At 77.4% G+C, this 13,856-nt stretch carries 13 protein-coding genes; 5 read left to right on the top strand and 8 right to left on the bottom strand.

Translation table 11 applies throughout. From position 1 onward, the window contains the following. Positions 1-37 precede the first annotated feature (37 nt). Positions 38-1,228, bottom strand: a complete 1,191-nt coding sequence (locus tag ANAEK_RS15555) for an alanine--glyoxylate aminotransferase family protein (RefSeq protein WP_012527089.1) — start codon at positions 1,226-1,228, stop codon at positions 38-40. 326 nt (positions 1,229-1,554) lie between these two features. On the opposite strand from ANAEK_RS15555, the gene ANAEK_RS15550 reads away from it, so the two are divergent. Then, entirely contained in the window at positions 1,555-2,610 is a 1,056-nt protein-coding gene (locus ANAEK_RS15550) for a class I SAM-dependent methyltransferase (RefSeq protein ID WP_012527088.1), read from the top strand. Here ANAEK_RS15550 and ANAEK_RS15545 read toward each other — a convergent pair. Further along, positions 2,582-3,340, bottom strand: coding sequence for a 16S rRNA (uracil(1498)-N(3))-methyltransferase (locus tag ANAEK_RS15545; protein ID WP_012527087.1), 759 nt, complete (start codon positions 3,338-3,340; stop codon positions 2,582-2,584). The genes ANAEK_RS15550 and ANAEK_RS15545 overlap by 29 nt on opposite strands. Positions 3,341-3,452: 112 nt before the next feature. Further along, a complete protein-coding gene (locus ANAEK_RS15540) occupies positions 3,453-4,910 on the bottom strand; it encodes a hypothetical protein (protein WP_012527086.1) in 1,458 nt (485 codons plus the stop codon). Between the two features lie 214 nt (positions 4,911-5,124). On the opposite strand from ANAEK_RS15540, the gene ANAEK_RS15535 reads away from it, so the two are divergent. Both ANAEK_RS15535 and ANAEK_RS23635 read left to right on the top strand, forming a co-directional pair. Next, positions 5,125-5,469, top strand: coding sequence for a hypothetical protein (locus tag ANAEK_RS15535; RefSeq protein WP_012527085.1), 345 nt, complete (start codon positions 5,125-5,127; stop codon positions 5,467-5,469). Positions 5,470-5,624: 155 nt separating this feature from the next. Next, positions 5,625-7,736: a GtrA family protein gene (locus tag ANAEK_RS23635; protein WP_012527084.1), complete on the top strand. Its 2,112-nt coding sequence runs from the start codon at positions 5,625-5,627 to the stop codon at positions 7,734-7,736. A gap of 71 nt (positions 7,737-7,807) precedes the next feature. Here ANAEK_RS23635 and ANAEK_RS15525 read toward each other — a convergent pair whose 3' ends face one another. Continuing rightward, on the bottom strand, positions 7,808-8,377 hold the full coding sequence (locus ANAEK_RS15525) for a cytochrome c3 family protein (protein WP_012527083.1): 570 nt from the start codon (positions 8,375-8,377) through the stop codon (positions 7,808-7,810). A gap of 86 nt (positions 8,378-8,463) precedes the next feature. Further along, complete coding sequence (locus ANAEK_RS15520) at positions 8,464-9,132, bottom strand: trimeric intracellular cation channel family protein (protein ID WP_012527082.1); 669 nt, start codon at positions 9,130-9,132, stop codon at positions 8,464-8,466. 51 nt (positions 9,133-9,183) lie between these two features. Here ANAEK_RS15520 and ANAEK_RS15515 point away from each other — a divergent pair, with 51 nt between their 5' ends. Further along, positions 9,184-9,897, top strand: coding sequence for an RNA methyltransferase (locus tag ANAEK_RS15515; protein ID WP_012527081.1), 714 nt, complete (start codon positions 9,184-9,186; stop codon positions 9,895-9,897). A 160-nt stretch (positions 9,898-10,057) separates the two neighbouring features. Here the strand turns inward: ANAEK_RS15515 and ANAEK_RS15510 are convergent, their stop codons facing one another. Further along, positions 10,058-11,116: a trans-acting enoyl reductase family protein gene (locus tag ANAEK_RS15510; protein WP_012527080.1), complete on the bottom strand. Its 1,059-nt coding sequence runs from the start codon at positions 11,114-11,116 to the stop codon at positions 10,058-10,060. A 43-nt stretch (positions 11,117-11,159) separates the two neighbouring features. Here ANAEK_RS15510 and ANAEK_RS15505 point away from each other — a divergent pair, with 43 nt between their 5' ends. Continuing rightward, positions 11,160-11,510 (top strand): hypothetical protein, encoded by a 351-nt coding sequence (locus tag ANAEK_RS15505; RefSeq protein ID WP_012527079.1) that lies wholly within the window; start codon positions 11,160-11,162, stop codon positions 11,508-11,510. 5 nt (positions 11,511-11,515) lie between these two features. Here the strand turns inward: ANAEK_RS15505 and ANAEK_RS15500 are convergent, their stop codons facing one another. Next, on the bottom strand, positions 11,516-12,370 hold the full coding sequence (locus ANAEK_RS15500; RefSeq protein WP_012527078.1) for a PfkB family carbohydrate kinase: 855 nt from the start codon (positions 12,368-12,370) through the stop codon (positions 11,516-11,518). Beyond that, positions 12,367-13,854 (bottom strand): M48 family metallopeptidase, encoded by a 1,488-nt coding sequence (locus ANAEK_RS15495; protein ID WP_012527077.1) that lies wholly within the window; start codon positions 13,852-13,854, stop codon positions 12,367-12,369. The genes ANAEK_RS15500 and ANAEK_RS15495 overlap by 4 nt, the downstream gene beginning before the upstream one ends. Positions 13,855-13,856: the final 2 nt, after the last annotated feature.

The raw sequence follows: 13,856 nt of genomic DNA, 5'->3' as shown, positions 1-13,856 counted from the left end.
GGATGTACCTCCCGGCACACCCCGCGGCGACGTCCGCCTACGACCTCGCGTAGGACTCGAGCGCGGCGGCGAGCGACGCGCCGGCGCGGGCCAGCTTGCCCTGCTTCGCGAGCGCCTGCTCGATCGCGGCGAGCACCGCGAGCACGTTCTCCTGCCGGGCCGACTCGCCCATGAGCCCGATGCGCCACACCTTGCCCGCCAGCGGGCCGAGGCCGCCGCCGATCTCGATGGAGTGATCGGCGAGCAGGCCCTTGCGCGCGGCCGCCTCGTCGACGCCGGCCGGCACCTTGATGCAGTTCAGCGACGGGAGGCGGTGGCCCTCCTGCGCCTGCGGCTCGAACCCGAGCGCGGCGACGCCGGCCATGAGCGCGGCGGAGTGGCGGCGGTGCCGCGCGAAGCGCGCCTCGAGCCCCTCCTCGAGCACCAGGCGGAGCGACTCGCGCAGCGCGTACACCATCGAGATGGGCGCGGTGTGGTGGTACACGCGCTTCCCCTCGGCCCAGTAGTCCGCCACCATGCCGGCGTCGAGGTACCAGCTCTGCACCTTGGTCTTGCGCGCCTTCACCGCCTCGAGCGCGCGCGGCGAGAGCGTCAGCGGGGCCAGCCCGGGCGGGCAGGACAGGCACTTCTGCGTGCCGGAGTAGCACGCGTCCACGCCCCAGGCGTCCACCTCGACCGGCACGCCGCCGAGCGAGGTGACGGTGTCCGCGACGAGCAGCGCGCCGTGCGCGTGGCACAGGGCGCCCAGCCCCTCGAGCGGCTGGTGCGCGCCGGTGGAGGTCTCGGCGTGCACGAGCGCCACCACCTTCACCTTGCCCTCCCGCTTCAGCGCCTCCTCGATGCGGGCCGGATCGCACACCTCGCCCCAGGGCACGTCGATCTTCACCAGCCGGGCGCCGCAGCGGCCCACGATGTCCGCCATGCGCCCGCCGAACACGCCCGCCACCACCACCACGGCGGTGTCGCCCGGCTCGAGCAGGTTGACGAGCGCCGCCTCCATGCCGGCCGAGCCCGTCCCCGACACCGCGATGGTGAACGGGTTCTCGGTGCGGAACACGGCGCGGAGCTGCGCCTGCACCTCGTTCATGATCTCGAGGAACTTCGGATCCAGGTGGCCGAGCAGCGGCGTGGACATCGCGCGCAGCACGCGCGGGTGGACCATGCTGGGACCGGGGCCGAGGAGCAGGCGCAGGGGAGGCGCCAGCTCGGAGACGACGGGGGTGCTCATGGGGACCTCGTGGGCGCCGGCGCGGGGCCGGCCTGGGGAGAGGAGGTCGACGAGCTTACGCGATCGCCGGTGGCCCGCGCGACCCCGGGAGGGGATTCGCGCGGCCGCGCAGCCCCGCGCGGCGACCCTCGTCCGCGCGGGACCGTCGCCGCGCTCACCCGCCCGGCAGCTTCCATGCGCAGGGCGCAAGGGTCGTCTTTCACCCCGCCTTCCCGTGGTCCCCGTGCGGCGCGCCGGTGAGGTTGGCGGGCACCGCCGGCCCGCGTCTCCGCTCCTCGATCGCACTCCGCCGGGCGCGTCGCCCAGGCGGACACGCGGAGGATCCGATGCAGCTGAACGAGGACAAGCTGAACCAGTTCATGGGCAAGGTGCTCGGCGAGATGGGCGCCGCGATGAACGCGGCGCTGGTCATCGTCGGGGAGCAGCTGGGGCTGTACAAGGCGATGGCGTCGTCCGGTCCCATGACGCCGGCGGCGCTCGCGGAGAAGACCCACACCGACGCGCGCTACGTGCGCGAGTGGCTGTGCGCGCAGGCGGCGGGCGGCTTCGTGGAGTACGACGCGGGCGCGGGCACGTTCACGCTCCCCGACGAGCAGGCGTTCGCGCTCGCGATGGAGGACAGCCCGGCGTACATCCCCGGCGCGTTCCAGATCATCAGCTCGGTGGTGAAGGACACGCCCAAGCTGGTGGAGGCGTTCCGCACCGGCGACGGGGTGGGCTGGGACGAGCACGACGCCTCGCTGTTCGAGGGCACCGAGCGCTTCTTCCGGCCGAACTACGCCGCGCACCTGGTGGGCGAGTGGCTGCCGGCGCTGGAAGGGATCGAGGCGAAGCTGCGCGCGGGGGCGCGGGTCGCCGACGTCGGGTGCGGCCACGGCGCCTCCACCGTGCTGATGGCGGAGGCGTTCCCGCGCTCGACGTTCGTGGGGTTCGACTACCACGGCCCGTCGATCGGGACGGCGCGCCGCGCGGCCACCCGGCGCAAGCTCGCGAACGCGAGCTTCCAGGTCGCGACCGCGAAGGACTTCCACGGCGAGCCCTACGACCTGGTGGCCTGCTTCGACTGCCTGCACGACATGGGGGATCCCGCCGGCGCGGCGGCCCACGTGAAGGAGATGCTGAAGCCGGACGGGAGCTGGATGATCGTCGAGCCGTTCGCGAACGACCAGGTCGAGAAGAACCTGAACCCGGTGGGCCGGGTCTTCTACTGCGCGTCGACCATGATCTGCACCCCGGCGTCGCGCGCGCAGGAGGTCGGCGCGTGCCTGGGCGCCCAGGCGGGCGAGGCGCGCACCCGGGCGGTGGTGGCCGAGGCCGGCTTCCGCACCTTCCGGCGCGCCACCGAGACCCCGTTCAACGTGGTGTACGAGGCGCGAGCCTAGCGGACGACCGCAGCCAGAGCTCGGCCTGGCCGACGGCGTACGGCACCGCCGCGTCCACGCGCAGCACGCGCGGGCCCAGCGTGAACGGGGCGAACCCGCGGTCGCGCAGCGCGGCGGCCTCGTACGGCGTCCACCCGCCCTCCGGGCCGATCGCGAGCGCGGCCCGCGCGCCCGCCGGCGCGAGCGCCTCCAGCGGCGCCGCGCCGGCCGGGTGCGCGAGGAGCCGGTCGCGCTCCGGGAAGCGCGCGTCGAGCAGGTCCTCCACGAACGGCTTGAAGAACCGGTGCAGCTCCACCTCGGGCAGGATCGTGTCGCGCCCCTGCTCCAGCCCGAGCAGGAGCTGCTCGCGGATCGCGTCCGGCGCGAGCAGCGGCGACGCGAAGTAGCTCTTCTCCACGCGGTAGCTGCCGAGGAGCACCAGCCGCTTCACGCCCATGGAGGCGGCGGCCTGCAGCACCTTGCGCAGGATCTTCGGGCGGGGCAGGGCGAGCAGGAGCGCCACCGGCGAGGGCGGCGGCGGCTCGCGATCGGGCGAGGCCGCGATCACCACCTCGTCCGGCGTCGCGGTGAGGATCTCCGCCTCGCCCATGCGCCCGCCGATCACCCCGGCCTGGATCCGGTCGCCGGCGCCGGCGCGCAGCACCTCCAGCACGTGCCGCGCGCGCCGCCCGGCCAGCCGGGCGGTGCCGCCGGCGGAGAGCTCTCCGGGCTCGAGCAGCAGGAGGTTCACGCGCGCGGACGGTGGCCGAGCGGAGATCGGATGTCAACCGGACGTGGCCGCGCCCCGGTCCCGCGGGCGCGGCTGCGCCGTGCGGGGAACGGGGCTGCGACCCGCCGCAGCATCAGGACGCCAGCCGGCCGCCCTCGGGCACGGGCACCGCGACCGGCGCCGACGGGGCGGTGTCGGAGCGCGGCGGCTCGGTGCGGCGGACGTCCGCGCCGGCGCGGCGGCGCCGCGGGGCGATGAGGTCGGTGGCGCCGCGGGCGGCGGCCTGGCGCAGGAACTCGTAGCGGTCGAGCTCGAGCGCGCTCACCAGGCTCTGCGCCACGCGCGACAGCTCGGCGCGGCGCCGGCGGAGCGGCTCCGCCGCGAGCCGATCGGCGGCGGCGGCGCGCGCGCCGATGGTCCGCAGGCGGCGCCGGGCGGCCTCGCGCTCGCGCTCGAGGTCGTGCTCCTCGGCCTCCGCCCAGTCCAGCTCCTCGAGGCGGCGCGCGCGATCCGCGAGCGACCGGGCCCGCGTGCGATCCCACTCCAGCGCGTCGGCGAGCTCGAGCCCGCGGCGGGTGGCCAGCGAGCGCGCGGCGCGGAGCGCCAGCGCGGCACCCACCGGCACCGAGGCGAGCAGCAGCGCGGACACGGCCGGCGGCAGCCCGCCGATCCCGCCGGGCAGCGCGGCCACCGCGGCGGCGAGGCCGATGGACAGCAGCGCGGCGCAGGCGGCGCCCGCGGCGGAGTAGCGGCGGCGCGCCAGGTCCTGCTCGCCCGAGGCGAGCACGGAGGCCGCGTCGAAGCCCGCCCAGGCCAGCGCCAGGAGCGCGCCGGCGATGCCCAGCGCGAACGCGAACGCGAACGTGGTCTCCGCGGGGTTGCGCGCCGCGGAGGCGCCCAGCGTGGCCGGGTCCACCCCGGCGGCGCGCAGCAGCGGCAGCGCGATCTGCCAGGTCTCGGCGGCGATGGACGCGGTGGCGAAGGCGCGCAGGCCGGCCTGCGGCGCGGCGCTCGACACCGGCGGCCGCCCGAGCTGCTCGGCGGTGGCCTCCACCTGCGGCGGCGCGCACACGGTGCCCGCCGCCACGTCGGCGGCGAGGCGGCGCGACAGCTCCTCGGCGCGCCGGCGCGCGCCGTCCGCCTCCACCTCGATCGAGGCGAGGCGGATCTCCAGCTCCGCCACCTCCTGGCGCACGGCGGGTCCCTCCACGTGCACCAGCGCGGCGAGCCAGGCGTCGCCGTCCGCCGGCGGCTCCGCCGGGCGGCGCTCCGGGGCGGCCTCGCCGACCAGGATCTCCCCGTCCTCGACCTCCACCGAGAGCGGGAGCTGCGCGCGCGGCACCGGCAGCGCCGCGGAGTAGCGCGCCAGGCGTGAGCGCAGGTAGTCGTCGAGCGGGACGCCGGCGCGGACCGAGACGCGCGCCTGCCAGTAGGCGGCGGCCCAGCTCCGGCGGACGGTGTCGAGGCGGGCCGGCCGCGCCGAGCGGAGGGGCGGTTCCTCGGACAGGCCGAACCAGCCGCGCAGGCGCCGGGGCAGCGCGCCGGGCGTCAGCGGCTCGGCAGCGGTGCGGTGCGGACGATCCTCGATCACGGTCAGGTCCCTCCCTATGCCCGGTGGGTAAGCATGCTGGCGGGCGCTGGCTCCTCCCTGCGTGGGCCTGGCGCCTCCCAGCGCCCCACCTCGGCGCCGGTTTCCACTCCCCCATGCAATACCTCCCGGCGCGCTGCGCGCATCCCGCGTACGTACGTCGCTCGCACATGGCTCGCGCGGGCGCGCGCAGGCCCGCTCGGTTACAATCGTTCGGATGGCCTCCGAGGCGCCCCCGCCGCGCTGGACCCTGATCTCGGTCCTTTTCTCCTCGATCCCGCTCTCGCCCTCGCTCGCCGCGACGCTGCACGAGGGCGCGCTCGATCTCTACCGGCGCGACGCGGCGACCGGCCCCGTCGCGGGCGACCTGGCCACCGGCCGCATCGTGAACCTCAAGAAGACGCTCCAGCTCGGTGCCATCACCGGGCCGGCGTTCGAGGCGAAGCTCGACACCGAGCGCGGGAGCGGGACCGTGCGGTACCTGCTCACGCGGCAAGGCCTGGAGCTCGCCGGCGCCGAGGCGCCGCCCGCGGCCGCGGCGCGCCCGCGCTACCTGAACTGAGCGTCAACGCCCCGCGCGGCGCCCGCGCGCCATGTGCGTCGTGCCCGCGCGAGGCGTACGGCCGCCCGTGCAACCTCCGTTGGGCCGTTCCTCCCGAGGCGGGATGCCCCCGCCGGCACGGCTTCGCAGCGTGAGTGCCGAGAGGGGAACGCCCGATGAGGTTCGGCTCGAGGATCGAGGACGGGAGGGGTGCGCCCGGCGCGGGCCGCCTGGCGCGCTTCGCGGCCGTCGGCGGCAGCGGCGTGGTGGTGAACCTGGCCGTCCTGCACGCGCTGGCGCAGTGGCTCGGGGTGCCCGAGGTGGCCGCGTCCGCGCTCGCCATCGAGGCGAGCGTGCTCTCCAACTTCCTCCTCCACGACGCATTCACCTTCCGCGATCGCCGCGGGCGGCATGGGCGCCTGGCGCGGCTCGGCCGCTACCACGCCGTGAGCCTGGTCGGCGTGGCGATCCAGCTCGGCACGTTCGCGGTGCTGGCGCTCCTCGCCCGCCACGCGCTCGGGTGGCCGTCGCTCGGGTCGCTGCGCCTGCCGGCCCAGGCCGCGGGCATCGCGCTCGCGTTCGCCTGGAGCTGGGCGGGCAGCGCGCGATGGGCCTGGGCCGGCGCGGGCGTGGCGCGCAAGCCCGCCGCCGGCAGCCGCGGGCGGGGCCTGCTCCCGGTGGCCCTGTTCGCCGCGCTCGTCGCGCTGCACGTGCTGCCCATCTGGCTGGTCCGCTACTTCCCCACCCAGGACGGGCCGCTGCACGTCGAGAACGTGCTCGCGCTGCTCGGCCACGGCGCGTCGCCGCTCCTCCGCGGCTACTACGAGGCGAACTGGGGCGCGCAGCCGAACTGGCTCACCCAGGCGTTGCTCGCGCCGCTGCTCGCGATCGCCTCGCCGATCACCGCGGAGAAGCTGGTGCTCAGCGGGTACACCGTGCTGATGCCGATCTCGTTCCGCGCGGTCCTCCCGCGCGGCCCGCGCGGCTGGTGGGCGGCGCTGGCGGTGTTCCCGTTCGTGCACGCCTACCCGTTCCACATGGGCTTCTGGAACTTCTGCTACGGCGTCGCGCTCGCGTTCCTGGCGGCGGGGTTCTGGCTGCGCACCCGCGGTCGGCTCGGGCCTGGGCGCTTCGCGGCGCTGGCGGTCCTCTCGCTGCTGCTCTACCTCGCGCACTCGGTGGCGTTCGCCGCGGCGCTGCTCGTGGCGGGCGCGGTGCTCGGCGTCCGGGCAGCCCGCTCGCTCGCGCGCGCGCGCCGCCACCCCGCCCGCCGCCGCCGGGTGGCGGCGGCGTACGCGCGGCGCGCCGCGGTGGGGCTCGCCGCCGCGGCGCCGGGCCTGCTGCTCCTCGGGGCCTGGCTCCTCGCGCACCGCGACCGCGTCGCCGCGCGCATCCCGCTCGTGGAGCTCGCGGCGAAGCTCGCCGCCGGGTACTCGCTCGTCTCCATCGACCGGCGCGAGCTGCCGCTCGCCATGGCGGTGATGCTGGTGCTGGCGGTCGCCGCGGTGCACGCCGCGCTCGTCCGCGCCGGACGCGGGCCGCGCCTCCGCGCGCACGACGGCTGGCTCGTCGCCGCGGCCGCGTTCGCGTCCCTGTACTTCGCCGTGCCGGACGTGGTGGCCGCCGGCGCGCACGTGTCGGATCGGATGGCGCTGCTCGCGCTGCTCTGCGTCGCGGCCTGGATCGGCGCCGCCCCGGCGGGCCCGGCCGCCCCGGCGCGGCGGGCCGCCGTCGCGCTCGCCGCCATCGCGGTGGTGGCGCTCGGGGTCCGGCTCGACAAGCAGCGCCAGCTCTCGGCCTACCTCGAGGAGTACGCCTCGGCCTCGGCGGCGGTGGAGGAGGGGCGGGTGCTGCTGCCGCTGGCGCTCTCGCCCTACGGGCCGCGCGACGTGCACGGGCGGCGGATGGGCTACCGGATCAAGGCGTTCCTGCACGCGACCGGCTGGATCGTGGCGGCGCGCGGCGGGGTGGACCTCAAGAACAGCCAGGCCAACACCGACCACTGCCCGGTGCGCTTCCCCGCCGGCCGGAACCCGTTCCGCGTCATCGCGGGATCGCTGGGGAGGATGGAGGGCGTCCCCCCCTGCGTCGACCTGCGGGGCGCGCGGCGGCTCGGGCGGATCGACTACGTGCTGGTGTGGGGCGCGACGCGCGCGCTGCTGGAGACGCCCTGCGGCGCCGCGCTCGCGGCCGACCTCGCGGCGCGCTACGAGCCGGTGTGGCTCTCGGCGCCGAGCGGCATGCTCGAGATCTGGCGACCCCGCGCCGCGCTGGCCGCCGCGCGCTGAGCTCCGCCTGCGCCGAAGACGGCACCGCCGCCCGCGGCGCCAGGCCACGGGCGGCGGCGAGCCTCGGTCCGCTACTTCTTCGCGGGCGCCGGGGCGGGCGCGGCGGCGCGCTTCGCGCCGGACTCGTCCATCGAGGTGAAGAGCGCCGCCTGCTTCACGGTGGCGGCGTCGGCCTTGCCCGGGTGGCACACGCCGCAGAACGCGTCCATCTGCTGGCCCTTGGCGGTGTCGACGCGGAGGTACTTGTAGTTCGGGTTGGACGGGTGCGGATCGTGGCAGCCGATGCACTCGAAGCGGCCGTCGCGCAGCAGCTCGCCCGGAACCTTCGCGACCTTCGGGTTCACGCTGGAGACGCCGTACGGGTGGCTCATGTGGCCGGACACCGGCGCGTAGCCCTGGCCGCCGTCCTTCGAGTCGGCGTGGCAGGCGAGGCAGAGCGCGGTCGTGCCGGAGTACGGCTGCTTGGTCTTGGGATCGAGCGCCTTCGTGTTCGGCGTGACCGCGAAGATGATCTTGCCCTTCGCGGTGTGGATGGAGTGGCAGCCGCCGCAGCCCACGCTGTCGTGACCGCCCGCGGCGCGGGCGGTGAACGGGACGGCGAGGGCGAGGGCGGCGACGAGCAGGCTGCGGACGAGCGACATGGGAGCTCCTGTGCGCGGGAAAGATTCCTGGAGGGCGCACCTTAAGGGAACCCCTGCCGGGTCGGCATTGACCCGCGGCAAGTGAACTAGCGCTCGCCTGTCCCGTCCTCGCCCGACAGCGCCTCCGTCCGCCACCCCAGCCACACCGACAGGATCCGGACCGCGAACGCGGCGCCGATCGCGATCAGCGCCGACAGCGTGCCCGGCAGCCCGGCGCCGCGGGTGAGGCCGAGGAACACCAGCTCTCCCGCCATGGCGGCGAGCGCGTAGAACTCGCCCGGCTTGAAGACGAGCGGCACCTCGCGCACCAGCACGTCGCGCAGCATGCCGCCGCCCACCGCGTTCACGGCGCCCACCAGCAGCGCGGTGACCAGCGGCAGCCCGGCGGCGAGGGACTTGTTGGCGCCCACCACCCCGTACGTCCCGAGCGCCACGGCGTCGGCGAGCAGGAACGGGATGCGGAACCGGTGCAGCCGCCGGCCGAAGAAGATGCCGGTGGCCGCCCCGAGCGCCACCGCCACCAGGTAGCGGCCGTCGGTGACGACGGCGGGCGGGCCGAACTGCAGGAACAGTCCGTCGCGGAGCAGCGCGCCGCCGAGGCCGGTGACGAACGCGAGCACCAGCACGCCCACCAGGTCGTACCGCTTGGCGATCGCGGCCAGCGCGCCCGTCACCGCGAACAGGTACGTCGCGGCGAGGTCGAACGTGACGTGGAGCTGGAACGGGTTCTCGAGGAACCGCGCGGCGTGGGGCACGCGCCTCCTTTAGCACGGCCGGGCCGGGCCGGCGCGGTACCATGCGCCCCGATGCGCCTCCCCATCCGCCTGGTGCTGCTGCGCCCCCGCAACCCCGAGAACCTCGGCGCGGTGGCGCGCGCCATGAAGAACTTCGGCGCGGACGACTGGGCCATCGCCGAGCTGGGGACGCACGACTTCGCGGCCATGCGCCGCGTCGCGGTGCACGCCGAGGAGCTGCTCGATCGCCCGCGGCTGGTGCGCACGCTCGACGAGGCGGTGGCCGACTGCGCCTGGGTGGTCGGGACCAGCTCTCGCACGGTGAAGGGCAAGCGCCGGCTCCCGCCGGCGGAGGTGGCCCGGGAGGCGCTGGAGCGCGCCGCCGCCGGCCGGACCGCGATCGTGTTCGGCGACGAGCGCAGCGGGCTCACGAACGACGAGGTGCACCGCTGCCACGACCTGTCCGCCATCCCCGCCGGCGAGGCGCAGCCCTCGCTGAACCTGGCGCAGGCGGCGCTCGTCTACCTCTACGAGCTGCGCAAGGCGGCGCTCGCCGCCGCCGCGCCACCGCCGCGCGCGGCCGAGGCCGGGGCGACCGACGCCGAGCTCACCGCGGTGGAGGACGCGCTCCGCGCGGCGCTGCGGGGCGGGGGCTTCCTGGCCGGGCCGGAGCGCCACGCGGTGCGCGATCTCACCGCCGCGCTGCGCCGGGCGCGGCTGGGCCGGCGCGAGGCGCGCCTGTGGCTCGCGGCGCTGCGGACGCTGGGGCGAGGCCGGGAGGGCTAGGAGCACGTGAACCCATCCCCTCCCGTCGCCGCGGCGGCCGATCCGCGTCGCATCGCGTCGTTGCTCCTCCCTCACATGCCTCGGGGCATGCTCGGTCGTCGCGCCTCGCGCTGCTCGCGTCTCGACCGCCTGGCTCGGTCCGGGGATGGATTCACGCGCTCTAGGGGCTCGCGGGACGCGCGAGGGGCAGGTCCTCGAGCGTCACCCCGGGGAGCGCGGTCACGAGGTCGGGGCCGTAGGCGGACGCCGGGGTGTGCCAGCCCGGCGGTGCGTAGCCGGCGAGCGCGCGCGCGGCGATCTCCACCGCCGCGTGCGCGGTGAACGCGTAGCCCTCGGGCAGCGCCAGGCGCGACGCCGCCCGTGCGCTGGCCGCGTCCACCGCCTCGGCGTACACGCGGCTGCGGCCGCGCGCGCGGGCCTCGGCGTCCGGGCCCGCGGCGCCGCCGGTGAGGAGGCGCACCGCGAGCGCGCGCGCGCCCGGGAGCGCCAGCAGCGGCGCCACGGCCGGGACGGCGCGGAGCAGGAGGCGCCGCGCCTGCGAGGCGCACAGGTACACCGCCACGTCCTCGACGCCGGTCGAGCGCGGTACCGCCACGCGCTCGGGCCACGGCACCTGCACCGCCTCGAGGCGGCCGGACCCGAGGTCGAACCTCCGGGCGGCGGGCTGGTGCGGGTTCAGCTCCCGGGCGTCGGCGTCGCCCGCGTGCGCCATCACGGTGCGCGCCGTGCCGCGGGAGAGGTGGCCGAGCGCGTCGATCGCGATCGCGATGCGGACCGCGCCGGGGAGGCGCCGGGCCACGTGCGCGGCGAGGCAGTCGGTGGGCACCACGTCGAACCCGGCGCCGGAGAGCAGCATCACGCCGGCCCGCTCGGCGTGGAGCCCCATGACGGCGAGCGCGCGGTACACCGCGGCCTCGCCGGCGAGATCGAGGTAGTGCACGCGGAGCTCGAGGCACGCCTCGGCCATGGGCCGCCAGGTGTCCACGTAGGGGCCGGCGCAGTGCAGCACCGCGCCCGCGTCCTGCAGCCCGGCCCGGAGCGCCTCGGGGTCGGTGAGCGGGAACGCGCGCCACGGGCGGCCGAGCGCGCGGCCGAGGCGGGCGAGGCGCTCCGAGTCCCGGCCCGCGAGCACCACCGGCAGGCCGCGGGCGGCCGCCTCGCGCGCGACCAGCTCGCCGGTGTACCCGTAGGCGCCGTAGATGACGAGGGAGGGAGCCATGGCGCGGAGCCTAGCAGCGATCTCCCGGGTAGAATGCGGAATCATGGCGCCTCTCCGGTGGATCCCCCGCGACGGCGGGCTGTGGCTCGATCTCTCCTCCGGCGGCGAGGGGGAGGGGACCTGGCTGGCGGTCCTCCCGCACGCCGAGCCGGGCTACTGGCGGCCGGTGTGCGTCCTCGTGCCGGGCGAGGAGGAGCGCGAGATCGGCGACGGCGTGTCCGGCCGGGAGCTGGCGCAGGACACGGTGGTGAAGTACGCGATCCAGGTGATCGCGGCGCTGCACGGCGTCTCGCCCGCGCACCGCGAGCCGGAGGAGGACGCGCCCTGGCCGCGGCGGACGCTGGGCCGGCTCTGGGCGCTGCTGGAGGCGACGGCGAGGGGCGAGGGCGGGTAGCGCGCTCACGCGCCGTCGAGCACCGGCACCGCCGCGGCGCGCGCGTGGGCCTCGCCCATGCGATGGAGCGCGCCGCCGCCGCGGGCCTCGACCGCGATCGCGCCGGCAGCCGCGCCGAGGCGGGCGGCGTCCACCGGGGCGTCGCCGCGCGCGAGCCCGAACAGGAACCCGGCCGCGAACGCGTCGCCGGCCCCGGTCGGATCCACCTCCCGCGCCGGCGAGACGCCGACCCGCCGCGCCCGCCCGCGCGCGATGACCTCGCACCCCCGCGCGCCGCGCGTCAGCACCACGATCGGCACCGCCCGGGCCAGCCGCGCCACGAGGTCGCCCTGGCCGCGCAGGTCGTCCTCGCCGACGAAGACCGCGTCCACGCCGGCGAGCGCCCCCGGCGCCGGCTCCCAGCGCGGCTGCGCCACCTCGCCGCCGGGGAGCACCGCGCGCACCAGGCCCTGCACGCCCAGCCCGACCACGCGCGCCCGGACCGCGGCGGTGAACGCGGGCACGTCGATCTCACCGAGCACCGGCGCCAGGTGCAGCACGTCGGCGTCGCGCCAGCCGCCGGGGAGCGCGCCCGGGTCGAGCGGCGGCGCCGCGGCCTCCACGCGCTGGGCGCGGACGCCGCCGGGGCCGTAGCGGTTCTCGAAGGCGGTGGTGCGCGGCGCGGGGAGGACCACGGCCTCGAGCCCGGCGAGCGCCGCCGCCGGCAGCTCCGGGCCGGCCGCGGTGAGCACCCGCACGCGCGCGCCCAGGCCGCGCCAGGTGTGGCCGGCGTACCAGGCGGAGCCGCCGGGCACCTGCACTTCGCCGGCCCGGTCGAGCGTGACGTGCCCGCAGGCGAGGACCCGCGGCGCCGCGCTCACGTCGAGTCCTGGGGCGTCTCCACCGCCCGCCGCACCACCTCGGCGAGCCGCGAGCGGTCGGCGAGCGCCTCCTCCGCGACGTGCAGCGGCGCCACCACCGCGCGGCCCACGGCGACCTCCACCGGCCGGCCGATCTCGCTGCGCCAGGCGCCGCCGCGCTCGACCAGCGACAGCGCGACCAGGGCGCCGAGCGCGTGCGAGACGATCCGCTCCACCTGGCGCGTGCGGTCGTCCACCGGGACCGAGGCGAGCGAGGGGTCGAGCACCAGCGCCGCGGCCTCGTCGTGCCGCCGCTCCAGCGTGGGCACCAGCGCGGCCAGCGCCCCCTGGCCGGTCGCCGGCGCGCCGAACTCGGCGGCCACGCGGGCCGCGTAGGTGCGGCCGGCCCGCTCCACGCGCGGGCCGTACACGCGCGCGCCCACCTCGGCCCACGGCACCACCGCGAGCGGCCGCTCCCCGGCGCGCTCCGCCGCCACGCGCGCGCCGAGCTCGCGCTCCAGCCGCTCGGCGTTGAGCAGGAGGCTGCGCGCGGGCCGCGCGTCGCGCGGGCGGCCGGCGTCCGGGAACGCGCGCGCGAACGCGAGGCGCGCGGCGAGCGGAGGGTGCAGGCCCTCCGGCTCGGCGGGCGTGCGGGCCAGCTCGCGATCCAGCGCACCGGCGCGGCCCTGCTCGCTCAGCTCGGCCTCGTACGCGCGGAAGCCGTCGTAGAGGTTCTCCGGCTGGTGCCCCTCGGCCACGAGCGGCTCGACCTCGTCGGCCAGGAACGCGGTGAACAGCACCGCGCCGCGCGCCGCGCGCTCCAGCGCGGCGAGGTGCGCGGCGGGCCCGGCCACCTGGATGGCGGCCCGGTCCGCCTGCAGCTCCTGGGCGCGCGCCAGGTGCAGCGTGGCGCGCAGGTACGCGGCGCACAGCCGGCGGAACGGCGCCCCGAGCGCGCCGCCGCGGCCGGGCGCCGACGCGCGCGTCAGCACCGCGCGCGCCCGGTGCAGCAGGCCGCCGGCGCGCCCGCCCGCGCGCCGGTGCCCGAGCTCGTGGGCCAGCGCCGCCTCCAGCTCCGACACGCCCAGCAGCGCGATCAGCCCCAGCCCGATCCCGAGCACCGGGTGCGCGCCGAGGCCGAGGACGCCGCCCTCCTCGATGGCCATCACCTCCACCCCGGCCACCAGGCACACGCGGCGCGGCGCGGGCGCGCCCACCCGCTGGGCGACGGTCCTCGCCAGGGCGACCAGCGCCGGCTGCTCGGAGGCGCGCACGTCGATGCCGGTGAGGCGCACCGGCGCGACGCGGAGCAGGAGGAGCCAGCGGATGACGAGCGCGGCCGCGGCCGCGGAGACCGCGCCGAGCGCCCAGTGCCCGGCGGGGACGGCGAGGACCGCCCCCGCGGCGAGCCCGCCGGCGAGCAGCAAGGCGACGATCAGCCCCGCGGCGAGCAGGCCCAGCGCCAGGACGGCACGTGCGACGACGAGCGGGGCGCGGGCGGGCAAGC

Origin of the sequence: Anaeromyxobacter sp. K, assembly GCF_000020805.1 — a bacterium.
Lineage (GTDB): Bacteria > Myxococcota > Myxococcia > Myxococcales > Anaeromyxobacteraceae > Anaeromyxobacter > Anaeromyxobacter dehalogenans.
Note: the sequence above shows the minus strand (reverse complement) of the source record. Positions and strands in the feature narration are given on the sequence as shown.

Coding starts and splice junctions, on each gene's coding strand:
- ANAEK_RS15555 (WP_012527089.1), bottom strand. CDS start 1,228: ATGAGCACCCCCGTCGTCTCCGAGCTGGCGCCTCCCCTGCGCCTGCTC.
- ANAEK_RS15550 (WP_012527088.1), top strand. CDS start 1,555: ATGCAGCTGAACGAGGACAAGCTGAACCAGTTCATGGGCAAGGTGCTC.
- ANAEK_RS15535 (WP_012527085.1), top strand. CDS start 5,125: ATGGCCTCCGAGGCGCCCCCGCCGCGCTGGACCCTGATCTCGGTCCTT.
- ANAEK_RS23635 (WP_012527084.1), top strand. CDS start 5,625: ATGAGGTTCGGCTCGAGGATCGAGGACGGGAGGGGTGCGCCCGGCGCG.
- ANAEK_RS15525 (WP_012527083.1), bottom strand. CDS start 8,377: ATGTCGCTCGTCCGCAGCCTGCTCGTCGCCGCCCTCGCCCTCGCCGTC.
- ANAEK_RS15515 (WP_012527081.1), top strand. CDS start 9,184: ATGCGCCTCCCCATCCGCCTGGTGCTGCTGCGCCCCCGCAACCCCGAG.
- ANAEK_RS15510 (WP_012527080.1), bottom strand. CDS start 11,116: ATGGCTCCCTCCCTCGTCATCTACGGCGCCTACGGGTACACCGGCGAG.
- ANAEK_RS15505 (WP_012527079.1), top strand. CDS start 11,160: ATGGCGCCTCTCCGGTGGATCCCCCGCGACGGCGGGCTGTGGCTCGAT.